Origin of the sequence: Sulfurospirillum sp. SCADC (assembly GCF_000743525.1) — a bacterium.
In the GTDB taxonomy this organism is placed as follows: Bacteria; Campylobacterota; Campylobacteria; order Campylobacterales; family Sulfurospirillaceae; genus Sulfurospirillum.
Genome location: NZ_JQGK01000006.1, coordinates 127,660 through 147,222, shown reverse-complemented (window position 1 = coordinate 147,222; position 19,563 = coordinate 127,660). Strand labels below are relative to the sequence as shown.

Here is a 19,563-nt window from a genome sequence, read left to right as displayed (position 1 = left end):
CTGTTTAACTAGCAGTTTGGGTTTAAAAGTATATACTTAAAGGGTTTGGAAGTCAAGAACTCTTTTACATGTAAAGAGTTTACGGATACGAAACCAAAACCTTCTCTATCGCCTCTTTGAGTTCTGCATTCAAATTATCCATCTTAGTCACCATCCATACAAGATAGTTACGATCTATCTCTAAAACTTCTAGAGGGGTTTTGCCTGCGTATTTGCCAAAGCTGATGGTCAGCGTGACGCTTTCTTTGGTACTCTCAAGAGCATGAAGTATGGAAGCTTTCATGTCTTCGTCAAGTCCATTGGCGTTAAGCATATAGTGGAGGTCTTGGCGGTCGCTTTTGGCGACATCGATGAATTTTTTGCCTCGGTTTTTGCCGTAAGGGATGTGACTGAGGATGATGGGTTCGGAACAGAGCAGGATCATTTTTGGGATGGAGTGTTCTTCGCACAAGCGTTCAAAGAGGTGTTTAAGCACGATGACATCGCCAAGCGCGTCGTGTGCTTTGATGGTGATACCAAGCTTCTTCGCCAATGCCTCTTCGTGTTTGTAAAGTCCCCATTGGTAGCGTTTAAATTGCAAGCTAAAAGAGCCTTCATTGGGGTAAAGCGCGCGCAAGATGCGAAAGGTGTCGATGAGATTCATCTGTGAGTTAAAGCCCTCTTTGGCGAGCATTCCAAGGTCAAATGCGGCATTTTGAATGACGAGAATGTTGGAAACCGTGTTCAACTCACACAGCCTTTTGTAGGCTTTCGTTTGCACGCACGCAGGCTCACCTTCAACCATCTCAGGGGTAATGTGGTGGATCGCCATCGCTTCGTAAGCGATAGGAAGAGGCGGCATGCACAGGTCATCGTGAACCTCTTCGATCTCAAACTCCTCATTTAAGACCAAAAAACTGAGCTGGCAGATGCGATCTTTCTCAAACATTCCCGTGGTTTCGGTATCTAAAACTATCATTTTCATAGCGTGCCTTCATCTTCATAATTGCCTCATTGTACTTTTTAAATGTTTTACATGTAATAAAAATTCATACACCATTCATTTTGATCATTTAAAATTGTCATCAAAATATAACACAAAAGGAATTCGATTGATTTCACTTTTCTTTAAAGCGCTGAATCGTAACCGCTTTAAAACGTTTCTCATTTACCTAAGCATTACCGTTGCGATTACGGCGATCTTTATGATTACCTCTATTTCACGCGGCATCATTGGCATGTACTCCACGATGCTCAAAACAGAGGGTGACATCATCGTCACGCAAGCCAAAATCGCCGATACCTTTTTCAGCGATGTCAACGCGTCTCTTGCCGATAAAATCAAAACGATTGCAGGGGTGAATGACGTGTATGCGATCATCTTAGGCGCAAGTCCGATTAACGATCTTCCGATTGCTGCAATTTACGGCGTGAGTGAAAACCGTTTTAAAACCTACGCGCTTACCGAAGGCGCTTACCCAAAAAAGGGCGAAGTTATCCTTGGTAAAAACATCAACGCACGCCTGCACGAACCCAAAACTGTCTCGATTTCCAATAAAACATTTAGCGTTTCAGGCATCTTTGAAAACGGTGTCGGCTTTGAAGATGGTGGAGCGGTACTAACACGTGGGGATGCCAGCGCTATTTTCAACAAAGACGCGTCTATCTTACTTGTCAGCATCAAACGAAGCACAAATGTGGAGGAGCTGATAGAACATATCAACGCGATCAACCCTGACATTGAGGCGAAAACCACCCATGAATTTGTGGAAAACTACAATCAATTCAAGATCATCGAAACCTCTTCCAACGTCATCAGCGCGGTGGCATTTTTGATGGGACTGCTTGGCATTGCGAGCCTCATTAGCATCACAATTAACGAGCGAAGAAGCGAGTTTGGCATATTAAGAGCCATTGGTAAGTCGTCTTATTTTATCATGACGATGGTCGTCGGTGAGACGTTTGTCATTACCTGCGTTGGCTTTATCTCAGCTCTTTTACTCTCTAAAGGGCTTCTGTCTATGATCGCGCACATTGAGAAGTTTCAAGGCTATGTGAACGGTGAGCTGAGCCTAGAGACGATTGTAACGGTCTTTGGTTTTTCCTTATTTATGGCGCTTTTAGGCGCACTGCTTCCAGCGTACAGCGCTTCAAAGATCGATCCGATCATCCTCATTCAAAGGGGTGCATTATGATACTTGAGGCATGTGGTATTACCCATTACTACAAAAATGATCTCGCTCTGGATAACGTCAATTTTGAAGCTAAAAAAGGCGAATTTATCGCCATCGTGGGAGAAAGCGGTAGTGGCAAATCCACCCTGCTTTCCATTCTTTCCTCCTTGCTTCACCCAAGTCGTGGTGAGCTATTTTTTGAAGGCAAGGCGTACACGCTCATCAAAGACATCGACGCATTTCGTCAAAAAGAGGTAGGTTTTATCTTCCAGTTTCACTACCTCATCGGGTATTTAACGATTTTGGAAAATATCAAGCTTGCGGCGATTAACAAAAAAAGCAGCTACATCGACACGCTTTTTGAGCAATGTGGCATCGAAGCGATTAAAGACAAATACCCTGATGAAATTTCAGGTGGGCAACGCCAACGTGCCGCCATTGTACGCGCCCTTGTGAACTCACCCAAAATCATCTTCGCGGATGAGCCCACAGGCAATCTAGATTCACGTAATTCACAAACGATTTATGAACTTTTTAAAACGCTCTCCCAAAGTGGCACGACGATCATCATCGCGACACACGACCGCCATGTAGCGGCATACGCAGACAAAATTATTGAGGTGAAAGATGGAAAAATTCTCTAGTTTTATACAAAAAGCCTTTGCCATAAGTTCACTCTTTTTAGTGCTAGGGCTAGCCTTTGGGTTTGAATACTCACTCAACCTTTTGGGCTACTTTCTGCCCTCTTCCACGCTCTCAGCGGTCAATGCTCGAAGTGCGCATGTTTCGTTGATGCTCTATGGTTTTGTGCCGTTAATGCTCTCGTTTTTGCCGTTTGTTTTGATGGAAAAAGAGAACATTCACAGTGAAAAAGGGCTTGAAAAACTCAAAATCTACTTTACCCTTTGGTGCATCTTTTTGGTCTTTATGACCATCAGCCTTTTGATGGGCGTGCATCGAGGTCTTGTTTTTTACGACTTTGCGTATGAACTCAACTTTATTCTCGCATTTTCAGGTGTTTTTTACATCTTGGCACTCTATGACTACATCAAAGCGTACAAGGTCATTCCGTTGTGGATTAAAGTCTCTTTGTACCTTGTTATCGCCTCACCTATCGCACTTTTGGTGCTGATGAATCCCATCATCGGACAAGTGGAAAAGACCATCGTAGGACCCCACGGCGACAATACTTTGGGTATGAGTTACACGCTCATTCCCATCTTTTACCTCCTCATCAAACTGCATGCCAAAGAGAGCTTTGTCGCAAAGTATCACGCAATGTGGATCATTCCATTAGTTGGCTACATCGCTTCGGTGGCGCACCGCATCTTTATAGGAGAGCTTACCTACAACCAAGAGTGGTTTTTCCAGTACCTAACGCTTTGTTTTGTGCCTCTTTTGATTAAATGGCTTAGTGATGCGAAGATCACGTTTAAAAACAATCCTTTCCTCATCATCGCTGTTTACTCCTTTTTGTTTGTGGACATCGAAGGCAACATCTTGTTTATCCCTTCCATCCGCTGGTTATTTCACCGCAATGACCTCGTTGTTGCGCACGCGCACATCGCGATGGGTGTTGGCATCTTTTTTATGGCGATGGCAGTTGTTTCGCCCTACCTTAAAAAGCTCAACCAACTCTCCTTTAGCCTTTTTTACACTCTTGGTTTTACGCTAATGCTCATCGCCCTTTCGATGGCGGGTATGATGGAAGCGGGCTTTTTGCAAGCGGACATTCATCTTTTATGGACGATTCGCATGCTGTGTGGACTCTTTATCATCCTTGTGACCATTGGCTTTTTCTACCCACAGCTTGGACTGGACGTTGAAAAACTTGATAGTTTAAGACTTTACCATCTTACAGGCTTTCTCTCCGACGCAGTGGGTGGTCTCTTTTTATTTGCCTTTGCAGCGACCTTGTACCCACTCTTGGGCTTTGGTTTTGAAGGAAAGTACGAGTACATCGTCTTTGCATTTATGGCAACGACAGGCATTATGCACCTCTTTGGTCTGCTTCAACCTTCCTATGCGCTCATGCTCGCCAAACTCAGTGCGTTCAACCGTATCGCGGTTTCTGCAATGTTTTTATCGCTTTATCTTTCCCATCAACTGGGGGTTGAAGCGATGCTGATCGCCGTGTATGACCTTGTTTTTGCCTCCATTTATGTTATGTTTGCATCCCATTTTGAAAGGAGACTGTATGTTTAATGCCCTCTTTACCTTCTTTGTTGCGAGTGAGTTTTGCTACTATTTGCTCATCGCACAGACAGGGATTATCGAAGTGTTTCACTCCGACATCCAAGCCTTCTTTACCCTTCCTTTGGGAGGTGTGTTTGGAAGCTTACTCGTGTATCGCTCTTTCGGCTGGCTCAATACCGATCAGAAAAAGATCATCTTTTTTGTGGGGCTTCAAGCGCTCTGCTCGCTTTTTTACCCTTCGTTGAACCTTGTGGTTTTGGGTGCTCTTGGTGTCAGTTTGGGTATGAGCGCTCCTTTGCTGATTAAATTTACCAAAGGTCGTTACACTGAAATTGCCATAGCACTTGGCATAACCTACGCACTGGCTACGGCTCTTTTTACGTATGAGCCCGTTTTGAGGGGCAATCTTGCCATTGCACTCTCCGTGATTGCCTTTACATGTAGCTTTTTTATCCACCGTTTGCCAGAGCATTTCGTGAAAATTGAGTCTGAGAGCTTGAGCATTTACGCGGTTTTATCGATGTCCTTTTGGGCGTATTTGGATTCCAATCTGTTTGAAACACTCTCACGAAGCAGCGACATCTCCATTTGGCGAGCGGAAACATGGCACATCATCTTAGTGTTTCACTTGGTAGGAATGGGCTCAGCCTATCTGCTTCGTGACACTTTGAAGGAACATCATTCGTTTATCATCGTGCTTTTGTTTGCACTGAGTTACATGCTCTACGCAGCGCGTGAAGCGGTGCTGTTAAGTATGATCTATCCGTTTGTGATCTCATACTACAACTTTGTCATTCTCAAACGACTCTCAAAGTTAGCAAATCTCAGGCTTCTAGGAATGATCATGGTCTTCACAGGCTGGATCGCAGGCGGTGGTGGATTGATGAGCGCACTTGGCGGCTACACCTATGTTGGGGTTATCTTTATCTGCGTGCTTTTGTGCGTGGAAATCTATAGCTTTATCTATCAAACTTCTCAAAAAAGGATTAACAATGTTCAATAAAATCGCTCTCTCCCTTCTTACCGCATCACTACTTTGTGGTGCCGCTTATGCCAAAGAGCTTAGTTTTAAAGAGGGCTTCATTGGCGCGCAAACCGAAATCTTTGGCGATAGCAATATCAACCCTAAAAGCTCTCAAATCGTTACAAAACTGAACATGGACGATACCATCGAGTCGCTTAAAGGGGATATTTCCTTAGAGCTCTTAAGCCTCAAAAGTGACAATGAAAAACGCGATGAACACATGTACGAAGCTTTACATGTAAAAGCACATCCTAGCACAACATTCAAGCTCAAAGAGGTAAACAAAAAGGCAGATGGCTACCATCTTATCGGTGTTCTCACGCTCAATAAACAGACCAAAGAGATCGACACCAAAGCTGACATAACCGACCAAAGTGATCTTCTTAAACTCAAAGGTGCTTTTAGCATCAAGATGAGTGAGTTTGGCATTGAGCCTCCAACCCTGCTTTTTTTAAGTGTGCGTGATGAAGTCGTTATTACCTATGACCTTACGTTGGCGAAAAATTAAAAGGCACGCGGATGTTTGAAAAAGCGTATGCGAGGCTCAATTTTAAAAATTTGAAGATAGGCATCACCAACTTACCCTCCTCTTTTGAAGACTTTACCATCGTGCATCTGAGCGATTTACATGTAAACGCTAAAACGCCCTTGCCTGCGCTTGAAGAGTTGGTTTTAAACCTCAACGATCTGGACATCGACATGGTCGCACTCACAGGCGATCTGTTCGATGCCAATCCTGCACGGATACGCGCCCAGCTTGAACGTCTCAGTCGCATCAAACACCCGGTCTATTTTGTCAGTGGCAATCACGACCTTTTATTTACACGAAAAGAGCTGGCTCGTGAAATTGATATGCTTGGATTTACGCTTTTAGACAACCGTTTTATTACCCTCAAACGAGGCGATGAAGCGCTTCAACTGGTTGGTTTGAGCGATGCATTTAGCCGCTATTTTGGCATCAAACGAGACCCAAAGAAGCTTTTCAGTGAGCTGGATGCGCAGATTCCTTCGATCTTACTCGCCCATCAGCCCAAAGATATTCGTTTGGCGCACACATTTCCTATCGACTTGCAACTGAGTGGGCATACACATGGTGGGCAGATTTATCCGTTTGGCTACGTTGTGAGGCTTTTTCAGCCTTACCTTCAAGGTTTACATGTAAAGAACAAAACGCAGATATTCGTGACGACAGGGTATGGCAGTTGGGGCTTTGATTTTCGTTTTTGTGTTCCTAGCGAAGTGGTCATCCTTAAACTCACCAAGGGAGAAGAACGTGAGCATTAAAGTAAAATTGCTTTTATGGTTTTTAGCGATCCAAACACTGATTTTAGCAGGGTTTAACTATGCCCTCTATATCAATGTGGAACACACATTACATGAAAGAACCTATGTAACGCTAGAAGCGCATGAAGCCATCGAACATTTTCTAGGCACACTCTGGTTACTGAACCCGTTTATTTTGCTTTTTTCCAGTGTGGGAGGTTATGTTTTGGTACACACATACTTTCAACCCATTCACGCGATGCTGCATGAGATCAAAGCCATTACGCCCAAAGATCTTTCCAAGCGCATCGAGCAAAGACCGTTTAACGATGAGATCAACCATCTTGCTCTTGCGTTTAATGAGATGTTAGACCGTCTTGAAAAAGCGTTTCGAGGGGTTAAAGAGTTTAACACAAATGCCTCACACGAACTGCGAACACCGCTGACCATTATGAGAGGTGAGATCGAAGTAGCCCTGCGAAAACAGCGCCCCAATGACGAATACCATGCGATTTTGCAGACCCAACTGGAGGAGATTATGATTCTTCAAAAAATGATTGAAGAGCTCCTTTTTCGAGCAGAAACCCATACCATGGAAACGGTTTACATGTAACGTTTTTTACTCTTTGGTCAACTCACGAATGAGCTCATACTCATTTTTACGAAACGCTTCAAGTAACACAGCGATCTCATCGGTTGGCACACCCATTTGACTCAGTGCCTCTGAGCCTGTGCGAATGCTGCTCTCCAACGTCTCAGCGATGACCCAACTCGCCCCAGCGGCTAGCATTTTATCCATTGCTTTGATGTCAAGAGCACGTGCCAAAATCTTAATGTGCGGATAGTTCTCTTTGATGTGCTTCACGACTTTGATCGCGTTGAGGCTATGGTCGATGGAGACAATGATCATCGACGCTTGATCGAGTTTGATGGTACTCAGCAGTTTAAGATCGGTAATATCCCCAAAAAAGACGGGCAAGCCCTCTTTGCGCCCCAAGGCAACTTCGTTGGTGTTGATGTCAAACACGATAAAAGGAATCGAGCTGTTTTTGAGCATCCGCGCGATCACTTTTCCCGTACTTCCAAAACCTGCAACCACCACTTTTTTCTCCATACTCGCATTTTCAGTGTTAAAGTAGGAAAACTGTGAGACTTTTGCCAGATGGTTAGCAAGCGAACAGCCAAACGAATAGAGCACCGGTGTGAGAAGCATACTGATGGAAATAACGCCGATGCCTATCACAAAAAGCTGATCGTCGATGATGCCAAGCGCCTTTGCTGCACCAAAGAGCACAAAGCCAAACTCACCGCTTTGGTTGAGCAAAAAAGCCAGTTTAATCGCACCGCTTTTTGTGGCACCAAAAGAGAGCATCAAGGCAAAAATGACCAAAGCTTTCAGCACTAAAATCACCACAACATGCCCACTAAAAACCCAAGGATCGCTCATAATCGCTTTAAAATCAATCGACATACCCACGGCGATGAAGAAAAGGCTCATCAAAATACCTTTAAACGGTTCAAGGCTTGATTCGATCTGAAAGCTATAGCGCGATGTGGAAAGAAACATGCCCATCAAAAACGCGCCCAACGCCATCGAAAGCCCCGCATGATCCATCAGATACGCTGAGAGTACGACGCTGAGCATCGTGAGCAGTAAAAAAGCGTCTTTATTGCGCTGTTTAGCCACTTTGTCGAGTGCTTTAGGAATGATGTAACGTCCAAATGCGATCAACAGTGCGACCATCGCCACAACATTGATGAACGACTCAACCCAAGAGGTTTCTGAGGGTTGCGGTTGGTGTGAAAGCAGCGGAAGCACGGCTAAAAGAGGAACAACCGCTAAGTCTTGAAGGAGCAAAATCGCAAACGCATTTTTACCGTGTTCTGTGTTGAGCTTCCCTTTTTCTTGCAAAATCTGCATGACAAACGCGGTCGAAGAAAGGGCTAGGGTAAAGCCTAAAAGCATGGCTACTCCTAAACTTTCCACAAAAAAATTCATGTAAAATCCAAGCACAAGACCGGAGACAATGACTTGAAGCGAGCCCAAGCCAAACACCTCTTTGCGCATCGACCAAAGCTTGGCTGGTTGCATTTCAAGCCCAATCACAAAGAGCAATAACACCACACCAAACTCCGTAAAATGGCGCATAGACTCCACTTCACTCGTTACAATGGGCCCTGGCGTATGAGGTCCTACGATAATTCCAGCGATCAGCAATCCCAAAATGGAACCAAGTCCCATATGTTTGGAAATGGTCACCATAATCGCAGTGACCGCTAAAAGAACCAGTGACGAAAGAAGAAAAAAGTCCATTCAGATCCCTTTTACATGTAACGATTTAGAGAATAATCTCTTGGTTGATATTCAGCCCAAAACCAGCAAGCCCTACATAATCTTTACGTGGCGTAATCGAAATTAGATCAATATTTTCAATGCCCAGTTTTTTAAGGATTTGCGCCCCAATACCAAACTCTCGAAGCTCTGGGTTGGTGGTGTATTCGCTGTCGACAAAGATAAAAACACCATTGTGTTTTTTGAGATACTCAATCGCTTTTAAAACACCTTGGTATTTTTTTTCATGCGCTAAAAGCTCGTTGTCTGGCAAAATATGGTGAAACTTCACCGCGCTGGTTTTGCCGATCTCCCCAAAAGCATAGACGATGTGATGGTTTCCTTCATGATCCACCATATCGATTTTGCGTGTTTGCGCCTCAAAAAATTCGACATTCGATGAAAAGATTTCACGCACGAGTGACTCAGACTGCATTCGGTACGCCACAATGTCCGAAATGTAGACGATGTTGATGCCATGCTTTTTGCAAAAAAGATCCAAATCATCACGGCGTGCCATGTGTCCGTCTTCTTTCATCACTTCACAGATGACTGAGACCTCACGAAGCCCTGCTAAACGGCACAAATCGACTGAGCCCTCTGTATGCCCTGTGCGAACCAACGTTCCACCTTTACGGGCTATGAGTGGGAAGATATGCCCTGGTTTAACAAGCTCGGAAGGTTGGCTAAGCGTATCGGCGAGGATTTTGATCGTGATGTCACGCTCATACGCAGAAATACCTGTAGAACAGACACGTGCATCCACAGAAACCGTAAATGCCGTTTCATGCTGTGAGTCGTTGTTTTTCACCATCGGAGTCAACTCAAGACGCTTAGCGATCTCTTCGTTTAATGAAACACAGATCAATCCTTTGGCTTCAGAAGCCATAAAGTTAACTTTCTCAGGCGTAGAAAACGTGGCAGCGTAAACAAGGTCACCCTCATTTTCGCGATCCTCATCATCAACCATCATCACCATCTTACCATGCTTAATATCTTCTATTGCTTGTTTGACTCTTTGACTAGGCATTTTCGCTCCAAAAATAATTTTAAATGATTATAGTAAATTACCCTTGACAAACAAATTAAAAATGACTATAATTTCACCTCAATTAACGACTTGGATAAATATCGCCAAGCGCTAAGATACGCTGGTTTCGCTCCAGCTATCAGGGTTCATTTCCCTTTGATTTAGATCGCGGGATAGAGCAGTTGGTAGCTCGTCGGGCTCATAACCCGAAGGTCGCTGGTTCAAGTCCGGCTCCCGCAACCAGTCTTTTTTTAATCTTCTTGGGGATTCGCCAAGCGGTAAGGCATCACGTTTTGGTCGTGACATCCACAGGTTCGAATCCTGTATCCCCATCCACCTTTTTTCTTCAAATCAGACTTTTAAAACATTTTCAACACTCACAAAATCTTATTTTATCGTCCCTCTTTTTTAGCATTCGCATTTTCCAAAGCTTTATGTGCACTGTTTTGGATTTCGGTTATTTCTTTGGTTACACTTTGATTGATGGTGGACACAGCGGTCGAGACGTCATTGATTTCGTTGAGAAAAAATATCTCTTTGATGAGATAACCCACCATGCCCAGCATGATGAGATACCAGATAAAATTGGGAATTCCAAAGAGGCTATTGCTGCTCTTTTTATCGGATTTTGACATCAATTGCCCCAATTCTTTAAACAGCATCGTTTCATTAGTGTCTGCCTTATGGCTAGAGATTTGAGTGTTGTGGGTGAATTGTTCGAGTAGATCAAGTGTGTTATGTTCTTTATGATGCATCGTTATACCTTACGTTTTTCAACTGCTGAATTACCTTACTTTACTCTTTTATACACTGTTTTAAAGCCACCAGCTTCTGTAGAGATAGTGTTTTCATCGACAAGTTTGTACGTATTGCCGACTTTGATGGTATCGTCAATGACGATGACTTTATCGTCTAAAATATCGTATGTTACAGGATTTTTAGTACCAAACGAGGACATACTGCTTCGATCAAACTCTATTTCCATGATGCCCAAAACCGTTTGTGCGCGCCACTTTCCCAGTAGTGGGTTATAATTGATCGTATGATCGATCACGTATTTTATGCCAAACCCGACAAAAAAGAGCACCACGCAACTTGCCAAAAGATTTAAAAGCAACGATGGGCGTTTAGGAGCTTTTTTTGCACTCATTTTTCGTGCTTTTGGCGTTACCTTTTTAGTCGTTGTTTTTGGTTTTAACGATTTGGTCGTTTTTTTGGGAGTTACCACATTTGGAAGCATTGAAAACCTTAGGCTAGTGTATTGCAAACTCGCCATTATAGCATTTTGAAAAAAACTTACGCTTTCACTTTACATGTAACCATTTTAGCCCCTCTCATCAGCATTAAAAGGTTCAAGTGCTATACTTTTTAAGACCAAAGATTAATGCACAAGGCAGATGATGTTTTCTAAATTTATGAAATTTTTTGAAGTAAAACCCGATGATACACTAGATTATATGGATCCAGACAAACTGTTGAAAAACAAAAAAAGAGTTCTCAAAGACCCTTTAAACCAAGCAGATGAAGATGAATTTTTTCGTCAACTAGAAGTTGAAGAGCAATTTTTTGACCATCTTAATACCCAAGAAGAATCGCAAACAACACCTAAAAATAACGCTTCGAGAGAGTCCGTTTTGAAAAAAATGCGTCAGTGCATGCAAGAGCGAGACTGGAATCCAAAACACCACCCCAAAATTCTTCTTGCCAGTGTAGCAACCATAATGGGTACCATCATTTTACTCCTAGTACTGCATGAAACACCCAATCCGCTCATCGGCAAATGGCGTCCACAAGGGAAAAATATCTTCTTACCCGTCGGTGACATCGAATTTACCAAAGATACATTTCAAGCGCTTGGCATTTCCACAATGGTCAAATACGAGATCGATGAGACAAAGGTTCAGGTCATTGATACCACAACAAACACAGGGATTAATTTTTACATTACGAGAGATAAAACCATCGAAGTCAATCTTTTGGGCATAAAAACAAGCTATAAAAAGGTGGAAAAATGAGTCTCAAAAAAACCAATGCGGCGCGGTTTTTAGATACGTTGAAACTGCCTTATACGATGAGTTCGTATGCGGTGGATGAAGAGGACTTAAGTGCGACGCATGCGGCAGCATCGCTTGGGGTGGATGCTGCGTGTGTGTTTAAAACGCTGGTGGCGAGGGATGATGCTAAGCGCATTTTAGTGGCGTGCATTCCAGCAGCAGAAGAGATCGATCTGAAGGCTTTAGCGAAAGTGGCAAACGCTAAGCGCTGTGAACTGGTGGCGGTGAAAGAGCTTTTAGGGCTTACGGGCTACATTCGTGGTGGGTGTTCACCGCTTGCGATGAAAAAACAGTATGCAACATTTATCGATGAAAGCATCCATCAGCATGAAAAAATCTACGTCAGTGCAGGACTTCGTGGGGTTCAGCTCTGCCTTTCACCCTCAGTACTGATTGAAGCTTCCAAAGCGGTGTGTGAACCTCTTATAAAACTCTAAAATCCTTACATGTAAAGATTTTGCAACGCGTTTGCAACACTTAGCGTATACAATGCCTTTAAGAAAACCTTGGGAGCGCGCGATGTTTGAATGTATCTCTTTTTTTGAACGCATTGAAGACTTACATGTAAAGCTAAAAAAAGGCACATATCTCCTGCTGATTGCAGAGGAGACGCCTTTTTTGGAGATTCAACCAAAAGAAGGTGTGACACTCAGTGGTGCCATTTTCCCAAGGGTGATTTTTAAAGACAAAACCTACTCACAAGGCATTATTGCCGCAAAACTTAGCGCAACGTCTTCGATGCAGATCATCGATATGGACAATCCTCAGCAACTTCGTACCGACCCAAATACCAGCGCTATCTTTGCCATTATCGATGGTTTTTCAACCCAAATTGATGGTTTTTTAGAAGAGTTTTACTCGCTTTTGCCTGAAAAAACAAAACTTGTCGGAGGAGGAGCGGGAAAGACCACTAGCATTCAAGAGCCTGTGATCTTTGATGCGTCTCGTTTTTACATGAATGCGGCGATCATCATCACCTCACTGCACACGATTGGTGTGGGCGTTAAGCATGGGTGGAAACCTCTGTTAGGGCCTTTTATTGCGACATCGTGCCATGGCAATGTTTTGGAGAAGATGAACTACCAAGACGCCTTTACCATTTATAAAGAAGCGGTTGAAAAGGAGAGTGGCTTTTGCATTGACTCAACGCCTTTTTTTCAATTTTCACAACGCTATCCACTGGGAATTGTGCGCTACAACAAAGATTTTATCGTGAGAGAACTTGCGAGCACCGATGGTAACACCATCGTTTTAGTCGGCGATCTTGATGAGAACTCTGTCCTCTTAATTCTTAAAGGCGAAAAAGAAGATCTCATAGCAGCAGCCGAAGAAGCGGCACACATTTCACGTTTCAATAAGGAAGAAGATACGGTTCAATCCATACTGTTGATCGATTGTATCGCACGGTATCAGTTTTTAGATGAACTCTTTCCCAAAGAGTTGGAAGCAATCTCTAGCGTTTACCCTCGTAAAAGTATTCTTTGGGGCGTGCTAAGCCTTGGAGAGATCGCCAATGCCAACCAAGAAGGCATCGAGTTTTACAATAAAACCTGCGTTGTTGCTACCCTTTAATCGTCATTATTATCGTCTGTATCAGTTTCTTTATGGTATTTTACAGTTTAGCGAATCATCGGCACGATCCTTCCATTTTCATGCGTATCCTAGGAGATTTTGATGCAACAACTCAATGAACAACTTCTGATTACATTTGAATGTGTCAGTGCCATAGGAACGTCATTGCAACTTCGAGAGATGATGGATCATTTTTTAAAGGTTGTTTCACGAAAAATGGGCGCACTTGCCTCAATTTATTGGACGTATGAGACAAAAACACACACGTACAAACAGCTCTGCCTCAACGGTAAAAAAGCGTATCAAGCGCTCTTTGTACCGCCTTCATGTTCGACACCTCTAGAGTCCATTCGTTTCGATCACGCCAGTGGCAAACATCTTTTACATGTAAAGGTTGGAGAGGATTGGATTGGGTTTATTTTTCAAGCTTCTGAAGCAGAAATCGAACTCATCAAAGCCATCATCGCTTCGTTTGAATCCAAACTGGAAAATGCCATTCAGGCGTGTAAAAACCATCTTGAGCTCATCGAAATCAACCAAACACTGGAGCATCGCGTCGAAGAAGAAGTGCTTAAAAACAGAGAAAAAGATCAGCACATTTTGCAGCAATCTCGCTTGGCACAGATGGGTGAGATGATCAGCATGATCGCCCATCAATGGCGTCAACCTCTAGGCTCCATCTCCGCGGTTGCCGCGTCCATCAAACTCAAAACCTCGCTTAACCGTTTTGACTACACCACGCCTGAGGGCATCGAAGCGAGCAAACTTTTTTTAGGCGAAGCGATGAGTAAAATCGAATCGTACGTGCAGTTTCTCACCCATACCATCGATGATTTTAGAAACTTTTTTAAGCCCAATAAACAAAAAGAGAGTGTGACCCTTGCGCAACTGGTGAACCGAACGCTGGAGATCATCGGCAAAGCGCTGGAGATCAACGGCATCACCATCAACGTTGAAACACGCTCAAACCATGAGCTGTTTACCTATGCCAACGAAGTGACGCAAGTCATTTTGAACATTTTGAAAAATGCGGAAGATGTCATCAAAGAGCGTGAAATTAAGCGCGCGCAGATTCTAATTACGATTGAAAATGAAGGCAGTTGGCAAATCATCAGCATCGAAGACAACGCTGGAGGCATTCCAGAGCAGGTGTTACCTCACATTTTTGAGCCCTATTTTTCGACCAAATCGGAAAAAAATGGCACAGGACTTGGGCTTTACATGTCCAAAACGATTATTGAAGAGCATTGTGGCGGAGAAATCCTCGCTCACAATACATCTGTAGGTGCCAAATTTACCATCAAACTTCAAGAAGGTTAATCTATGGCTCAAAACACCCTTGCACGCTTGGTCAAAAAAGAGTACTTACGCTCCATCATTTTCCCACTTTTACTCATAGAGATGATGCTTTTAGTGACCTATTTTTGGAGCAATGCGTATGTCAATGAGACCACCAAAACGGCGCTGATAGAAGAGAGCAAAGTCCACATCAAGGAGCTTAGCAAACGCTCAGCCACCATCGTCAATAACGAATTTAAAACGCTCTCAAGCTTAACACGGCTTTTTCAAAAAGAGCATGAGCACTTTTTTGCCACTTTTAACCCTTTACATGTAAACACCAAAGATAGCACTTACGCACAAACCAACTCTGGCGTTCTCTTCAATACACAAAAAACACCAGAGAGCTGTTCACTTTTTTTCTCAAACGCGCAAAAACAGAGCCCAAACCGCTTGGCAAAAGCCATCGCCACGGAGAAACTCGACCCCTTTTACACAGCCATCTTGCAGAGCAATGCCAACATCGCGCAGGTCTATTTTAACAGTTATGACTCTATGAACAGGCTCTGCCCTTTCATGCCCAATGCGCTAGCTCAATACGCCCATGACATCGCCATTCCCACGTATAATTTTTACTACCTTGCTGACGCGGCGCACAATCCAGACAAAAATGTGGTCTGGACCAATGCTTACTTAGACCCAGCAGGGGCTGGATGGATGATCAGTGCGATTGCGCCTGTGTACAAAGATGATTTTTTAGAGGGCGTTGTGGGCATTGATGTGACGATAGAGCATCTCATAAAAACCATGCTTTCGCTTCAACTGCCTTACCGCTCCATGAGCATGCTCGTCGATGAACACGGCAATATTCTTGCGATGAGCGAAGCTTTGGAAGCGCATCTTGGGATTAAAGAGCTCAAAACACACACCTATGATGCGCCCATTGAAGCGACTATCACGAAACCTCGCGATTTCAATCTTTTCACCAATACCACCAATACGCTCGCAATGGCACTCTCTCGTATGATTCAAGAAAACAGAGCCATACTAGAACTGCAACACACTCAGGGTGATTTTATTATCACGCAAAATACTATTGCACAAACACGCTGGAAATTTGTCCTTTTGCTCGACAAAGACTCTTTGCTTAAAAACAGCACCCAACTCAAAGCGAAAACAAACGTTATTGGCTACCTCGCACTTGGCTTTATGGGGCTTTTTTACCTCATCTTTCTTGGCATCCTTTTAGCGCGTGCCAAAACATTTTCAAATCATATCCTCAACCCTTTGCAAGAGCTCATCGAAGCGACCAAAACGTTCAAAGACAAACTCACAGTGACACCAATAGAGCGCTCCAACATTGTCGAGATCAACACACTTCTAGACAATTTCACCGCGATGAGTCAAGAGCTCCAAGGGCTGTACGACTCGATGGATAAGAAGATCAAAGAGGGCGTGGTTGAGCACATGGAGACGCAAAAAATGATGCTGTATCAATCACGTTTGGCACAAATGGGGGAGATGATCAGCATGATCGCACATCAATGGCGACAACCTCTTGGCTCCATTTCAGCCGTGACTGCTAGCATCAAACTCAAACAAAGCCTTAAAAAATTTGATCTCAAAAGTGAGCAAGGCAGAGCCGACCAAGAGGAGTTTTTAGAGGGCGCCATTGGTAAAATTGAGACCTATGTTCACTTTCTAACAACAACCATCGATGATTTTAAAAACTTTTTTAGACCCGAAGAACAGCAAGAACAAAGCTCACTCCAAAGGATTATTGATCGTGCGCTTGGGTTGATTGGAAAGAGTTTATCGGTGCATCAAATTACGTTACATGTAAACAATACATCGTCCAATTCACTCATCACCTACGAGACGCAAATGATGCAAGTGCTCATCAATATTTTGAAAAATGCGCAAGACGCCATCCTTGAAAAAAAGCTAGAAAATGGTACTATATGGATCAATGCGTACGAAGATAACACCTTTTTTGTGATCGAGATAGAGGATAATGCAGGAGGTATCCCTGATGCGATTCTTCCTAAAATTTTTGACCCCTATTTTTCGACCAAAACAGAGCGTAATGGCACAGGACTTGGACTGTATATGTCCAAAACCATTGTACAAGAGCATTGCCATGGCTCTTTACATGTAGAAAACCAATTGCATGGCGCCAAATTTATGATTAAGATTCGTGGAGAACACCGTGCAAATTAGCCTGACCGATCTGGTCAATCTCACCTCAAAATTACGTGTTTTATATGTCGAAGACGACCTGATACTGCGCGAAAATACCGTCTCACTGTTGCGCGATCTTTTCAGTGAAATCGATGAAGCAAACGATGGTGCTGAGGCGCTTAAAATCTACAAAGAGCACCCGTATGGGTACGACATTCTTATCACCGATCTCAATATGCCGCACATGAATGGTATGGATCTCATTAAACACGTTCAAGCGATCCACCCCAAACAGCCCATTATTGTGGTCTCTGCGCACAATGAAACCGAGTATTTTTTAGAGAGCATTCGCAACAATGTCAACGGCTACATCTTAAAACCCATCGACTTTGATCAGCTCATCGAAACACTCTACAAAGTGGCCTCTTTGGTGAAAGAACGCCTTGAAAAAGCTTCGCGCCAAGCCACATTAGAGCAAAAACTTGAAGAGCAGAGCGAGCAATTGGCGCAAAGTTCACAAATCGTGCATGAATTTTTGACTATTGATACCGTCACCAAACTTCAAAATGCCACCATGCTCTATAACTTTTTAGACAACTTTCCGCAAAATCATCAACTCACCATTATGCTCTACAACATCGACAATTTCAGCTTTATTAACCAAACTTATGGTGCTGAGTTTGCCGATGAAGCGCTGTTTAACGTGGGTGAATATTTACAATACAACCTCTCCAAAGAGGTGCATCTCTACCGTTACAATTCCGATGAATTTGTCATCATCTTCGATCCACAAATCATCAATCCCGAATTTGTCGCTATCCAAATTCAAGCATTTTTCAGAGAAACGCCCATTGGTGAGTACGAAGAAAAACCCATCTATATCACGCTTTCCTGTGGCATTGCAACAGCAAATGCCCCCACTTCGTTGCTTCCCAATGCGCGCATTGCTCTTCGTGAAGCGCGTATGCGAGGCATCCCCAATCAATACAACATCTACAACACCCAAGATGTGTTTCTCAAACGTACCAAAATCGAAACCTCGTGGATTCAAAAGTTTCGCTTAGCCCTCGAAGAGGACCGTGTCGTACCCTACTTCCAACCTATCGTCGATAACCAAAGCTTGAGCGTGGTCAAGTACGAATGTTTAGCACGCATTGAAGACGATGGCGAGATTATCTCACCCACGCATTTTTTGGAAGCTGCTAGGCGTAGCGGACTGATGAGCAATCTCACACGCATCATGATCAACAAATCGTTTAAAATCTTTTCAGGGCAAAATGTTGCCTTTTCGCTAAACATCACCAATGAAGATCTGCTCAATCAAACTTTTATCGACTTTCTAGAAGCCAAACAAAAACTCTACCGCATCGACCCAGCTTTGGTTACGTTTGAGATTTTAGAAGACATCATCATCAGCGATGTCAACCGTGGTCCCCTTCAAAACTTGCATGTTCTGAAAAAAATGGGCTATCTGCTAGCCCTGGATGATTTTGGAAGTGATCGCTCTAATTTTAATCGCTTGGAAAGTTTAGGAGTGGATTTTCTCAAAATCGATGGACAGTTCATCAAAGGCATTGACACCAACCCTCGCAATCAAGACATTGTGGAGTCCATCGCGTCCATGGCAAAAAAGATCGGCATGCAGGTTATTGCTGAGTATGTCTCCAACGAAGCAGAGTTTGAGACGGTTAAAAAATTGGGCATTGATTACTCGCAAGGCTACTTTTTTAACGCCCCACTGCAACTGCCTATGAAGGATGCGTAGAGAATTTATAGCCTCGATGTTTGAGGTTAATGATGCACTCATCATACCCCAGCTTGTCGCGTACCCGTTTGACAAGCGCTCGAAGGGTTGAGTTATTGACCTCATCGCTTTGCCAGATCGCTTGAGAGAGCTGTTCATTGCGCACAAATGCGTTGGCATTTTTCACCAAAATAAACAGTAAAAGCTCCTCTTTCGCGGTTAATTCTTGTGGTATTTGGTTTACATGTAAGGTTTTCGTTTTAAGATCAAACGTAATGCCTTGATGCAAAACAACGATTGAACTATCAGCTTTTCCCTTTTGCTGTTCTAACAAAGCGGTGGCTTTGATCATCGTGTTAATCAGCAGTTGTGAATCAAACGGTTTAGTGAGAAAACTGTAGATGCCAAGGTTGATGCTTTTGAGAAAATAGTCAACCTCTTTGTACGCCGAGATGACAATGACCATTTGTGAAGGATTTTTTTTCTTGATTTTTTCAACCAAGCCAAGACCGTTTTGATGGGGAAGTTGGATGTCGGTGATGACAAGGTCATACGAAGTTTTCAGATAGTTTTCATATGCTTCTTCCACAGAGCCGCACGCATCAATCGTATCAAAAAAATCCGATAAAAAAATGCCCAACTCTTCGTTTAAAGAGAGGTCATCTTCCACTAGAAGTAACGTTAATGCTTCTCGCATTGTCTCTTTCCTCAATGAGTAGATTTGCCCAAGAACCAC

General features: G+C 43.4%; 19 protein-coding genes and 2 tRNA genes. 15 read left to right on the top strand and 6 right to left on the bottom strand.

Annotated features, from left to right (window positions below; translation table 11 throughout):
- Positions 1-79: 79 nt before the first annotated feature.
- Positions 80-964 (bottom strand): 3'-5' exonuclease, encoded by an 885-nt coding sequence (locus JU57_RS05700; RefSeq protein WP_037958078.1) that lies wholly within the window; start codon positions 962-964, stop codon positions 80-82.
- Positions 965-1,091: 127 nt separating this feature from the next.
- Between JU57_RS05700 and JU57_RS05695 the strand changes: the two genes are divergently transcribed.
- Genes JU57_RS05695 through JU57_RS05665 form a run of 7 tightly spaced genes read left to right on the top strand, consistent with a single transcriptional unit; the run spans position 1,092 to position 7,249 of the window.
- On the top strand, positions 1,092-2,174 hold the full coding sequence (locus tag JU57_RS05695; protein WP_037958075.1) for an FtsX-like permease family protein: 1,083 nt from the start codon (positions 1,092-1,094) through the stop codon (positions 2,172-2,174).
- Positions 2,171-2,797: an ABC transporter ATP-binding protein gene (locus JU57_RS05690; protein WP_294876138.1), complete on the top strand. Its 627-nt coding sequence runs from the start codon at positions 2,171-2,173 to the stop codon at positions 2,795-2,797. The genes JU57_RS05695 and JU57_RS05690 overlap by 4 nt, the downstream gene beginning before the upstream one ends.
- Entirely contained in the window at positions 2,781-4,358 is a 1,578-nt protein-coding gene (locus JU57_RS05685) for a cbb3-type cytochrome c oxidase subunit I (protein ID WP_037958072.1), read from the top strand. Before JU57_RS05690 ends, JU57_RS05685 begins: the two co-directional genes overlap by 17 nt.
- On the top strand, positions 4,351-5,352 hold the full coding sequence (locus JU57_RS05680) for a hypothetical protein (RefSeq protein WP_051906645.1): 1,002 nt from the start codon (positions 4,351-4,353) through the stop codon (positions 5,350-5,352). The genes JU57_RS05685 and JU57_RS05680 overlap by 8 nt, the downstream gene beginning before the upstream one ends.
- Positions 5,342-5,881, top strand: coding sequence for a YceI family protein (locus JU57_RS05675; RefSeq protein WP_037958069.1), 540 nt, complete (start codon positions 5,342-5,344; stop codon positions 5,879-5,881). Before JU57_RS05680 ends, JU57_RS05675 begins: the two co-directional genes overlap by 11 nt.
- Positions 5,882-5,892: 11 nt before the next feature.
- Positions 5,893-6,657: a metallophosphoesterase gene (locus tag JU57_RS05670; protein WP_051906643.1), complete on the top strand. Its 765-nt coding sequence runs from the start codon at positions 5,893-5,895 to the stop codon at positions 6,655-6,657.
- The gene (locus JU57_RS05665) at positions 6,647-7,249 is read left to right on the top strand and encodes a histidine kinase dimerization/phospho-acceptor domain-containing protein (protein WP_051906642.1); all 603 of its coding nucleotides are present in this window, start codon (positions 6,647-6,649) and stop codon (positions 7,247-7,249) included. Before JU57_RS05670 ends, JU57_RS05665 begins: the two co-directional genes overlap by 11 nt.
- A gap of 6 nt (positions 7,250-7,255) precedes the next feature.
- Here JU57_RS05665 and JU57_RS05660 read toward each other — a convergent pair whose 3' ends face one another.
- Together JU57_RS05660 and JU57_RS05655 are read right to left on the bottom strand one after the other, a co-directional pair.
- On the bottom strand, positions 7,256-8,950 hold the full coding sequence (locus JU57_RS05660; protein WP_037958066.1) for a monovalent cation:proton antiporter-2 (CPA2) family protein: 1,695 nt from the start codon (positions 8,948-8,950) through the stop codon (positions 7,256-7,258).
- A 25-nt stretch (positions 8,951-8,975) separates the two neighbouring features.
- Entirely contained in the window at positions 8,976-9,998 is a 1,023-nt protein-coding gene (locus tag JU57_RS05655) for a bifunctional 3,4-dihydroxy-2-butanone 4-phosphate synthase/GTP cyclohydrolase II (RefSeq protein ID WP_037958063.1), read from the bottom strand.
- A 167-nt stretch (positions 9,999-10,165) separates the two neighbouring features.
- Here JU57_RS05655 and JU57_RS05650 point away from each other — a divergent pair.
- Together JU57_RS05650 and JU57_RS05645 are read left to right on the top strand one after the other, a co-directional pair.
- Positions 10,166-10,241 (top strand) — tRNA-Met (locus tag JU57_RS05650).
- A gap of 18 nt (positions 10,242-10,259) precedes the next feature.
- A tRNA-Gln gene (locus tag JU57_RS05645) sits at positions 10,260-10,334 on the top strand.
- Positions 10,335-10,390: 56 nt separating this feature from the next.
- Here JU57_RS05645 and JU57_RS05640 read toward each other — a convergent pair.
- Both JU57_RS05640 and JU57_RS05635 read right to left on the bottom strand, forming a co-directional pair.
- Positions 10,391-10,753 (bottom strand): hypothetical protein, encoded by a 363-nt coding sequence (locus JU57_RS05640; RefSeq protein WP_037958060.1) that lies wholly within the window; start codon positions 10,751-10,753, stop codon positions 10,391-10,393.
- Between the two features lie 35 nt (positions 10,754-10,788).
- On the bottom strand, positions 10,789-11,238 hold the full coding sequence (locus tag JU57_RS05635; protein WP_051906640.1) for a hypothetical protein: 450 nt from the start codon (positions 11,236-11,238) through the stop codon (positions 10,789-10,791).
- A 160-nt stretch (positions 11,239-11,398) separates the two neighbouring features.
- Here JU57_RS05635 and JU57_RS05630 point away from each other — a divergent pair, with 160 nt between their 5' ends.
- From JU57_RS05630 to JU57_RS05605, 6 genes are all read left to right on the top strand, one after another.
- Positions 11,399-12,013, top strand: coding sequence for a hypothetical protein (locus JU57_RS05630; RefSeq protein WP_037958057.1), 615 nt, complete (start codon positions 11,399-11,401; stop codon positions 12,011-12,013).
- Positions 12,010-12,489 carry a Cys-tRNA(Pro) deacylase gene (gene ybaK, locus JU57_RS05625; protein WP_037958054.1) on the top strand — a complete coding sequence of 160 codons (480 nt, stop codon included), beginning with the start codon at positions 12,010-12,012 and terminating at the stop codon, positions 12,487-12,489. The genes JU57_RS05630 and ybaK overlap by 4 nt, the downstream gene beginning before the upstream one ends.
- Before the next feature lie 82 nt (positions 12,490-12,571).
- Positions 12,572-13,624, top strand: a complete 1,053-nt coding sequence (locus JU57_RS05620; RefSeq protein WP_037958135.1) for an FIST C-terminal domain-containing protein — start codon at positions 12,572-12,574, stop codon at positions 13,622-13,624.
- 102 nt (positions 13,625-13,726) lie between these two features.
- Positions 13,727-14,944 carry a HAMP domain-containing sensor histidine kinase gene (locus tag JU57_RS05615; RefSeq protein ID WP_037958051.1) on the top strand — a complete coding sequence of 406 codons (1,218 nt, stop codon included), beginning with the start codon at positions 13,727-13,729 and terminating at the stop codon, positions 14,942-14,944.
- Between the two features lie 3 nt (positions 14,945-14,947).
- Positions 14,948-17,122: an ATP-binding protein gene (locus JU57_RS13710; protein ID WP_051906636.1), complete on the top strand. Its 2,175-nt coding sequence runs from the start codon at positions 14,948-14,950 to the stop codon at positions 17,120-17,122.
- Positions 17,112-18,848, top strand: a complete 1,737-nt coding sequence (locus tag JU57_RS05605) for an EAL domain-containing protein (RefSeq protein ID WP_294876124.1) — start codon at positions 17,112-17,114, stop codon at positions 18,846-18,848. The genes JU57_RS13710 and JU57_RS05605 overlap by 11 nt, the downstream gene beginning before the upstream one ends.
- Here JU57_RS05605 and JU57_RS05600 read toward each other — a convergent pair.
- Positions 18,832-19,524 carry a response regulator transcription factor gene (locus JU57_RS05600; protein WP_037958049.1) on the bottom strand — a complete coding sequence of 231 codons (693 nt, stop codon included), beginning with the start codon at positions 19,522-19,524 and terminating at the stop codon, positions 18,832-18,834. The genes JU57_RS05605 and JU57_RS05600 overlap by 17 nt on opposite strands.
- Positions 19,525-19,563 lie beyond the last annotated feature (39 nt).

Excerpts from the sequence above, each read along its gene's own strand:
- JU57_RS05700 (WP_037958078.1), bottom strand. The coding sequence starts at position 964 with ATGAAAATGATAGTTTTAGATACCGAAACCACGGGAATGTTTGAGAAA.
- JU57_RS05690 (WP_294876138.1), top strand. The coding sequence starts at position 2,171 with ATGATACTTGAGGCATGTGGTATTACCCATTACTACAAAAATGATCTC.
- JU57_RS05685 (WP_037958072.1), top strand. The coding sequence starts at position 2,781 with ATGGAAAAATTCTCTAGTTTTATACAAAAAGCCTTTGCCATAAGTTCA.
- JU57_RS05680 (WP_051906645.1), top strand. The coding sequence starts at position 4,351 with ATGTTTAATGCCCTCTTTACCTTCTTTGTTGCGAGTGAGTTTTGCTAC.
- JU57_RS05675 (WP_037958069.1), top strand. The coding sequence starts at position 5,342 with ATGTTCAATAAAATCGCTCTCTCCCTTCTTACCGCATCACTACTTTGT.
- JU57_RS05670 (WP_051906643.1), top strand. The coding sequence starts at position 5,893 with ATGTTTGAAAAAGCGTATGCGAGGCTCAATTTTAAAAATTTGAAGATA.
- JU57_RS05660 (WP_037958066.1), bottom strand. The coding sequence starts at position 8,950 with ATGGACTTTTTTCTTCTTTCGTCACTGGTTCTTTTAGCGGTCACTGCG.
- JU57_RS05655 (WP_037958063.1), bottom strand. The coding sequence starts at position 9,998 with ATGCCTAGTCAAAGAGTCAAACAAGCAATAGAAGATATTAAGCATGGT.
- JU57_RS05640 (WP_037958060.1), bottom strand. The coding sequence starts at position 10,753 with ATGCATCATAAAGAACATAACACACTTGATCTACTCGAACAATTCACC.
- JU57_RS05635 (WP_051906640.1), bottom strand. The coding sequence starts at position 11,238 with ATGCTTCCAAATGTGGTAACTCCCAAAAAAACGACCAAATCGTTAAAA.
- JU57_RS05630 (WP_037958057.1), top strand. The coding sequence starts at position 11,399 with ATGTTTTCTAAATTTATGAAATTTTTTGAAGTAAAACCCGATGATACA.
- ybaK (WP_037958054.1), top strand. The coding sequence starts at position 12,010 with ATGAGTCTCAAAAAAACCAATGCGGCGCGGTTTTTAGATACGTTGAAA.
- JU57_RS05620 (WP_037958135.1), top strand. The coding sequence starts at position 12,572 with ATGTTTGAATGTATCTCTTTTTTTGAACGCATTGAAGACTTACATGTA.
- JU57_RS05615 (WP_037958051.1), top strand. The coding sequence starts at position 13,727 with ATGCAACAACTCAATGAACAACTTCTGATTACATTTGAATGTGTCAGT.
- JU57_RS13710 (WP_051906636.1), top strand. The coding sequence starts at position 14,948 with ATGGCTCAAAACACCCTTGCACGCTTGGTCAAAAAAGAGTACTTACGC.
- JU57_RS05600 (WP_037958049.1), bottom strand. The coding sequence starts at position 19,524 with ATGCGAGAAGCATTAACGTTACTTCTAGTGGAAGATGACCTCTCTTTA.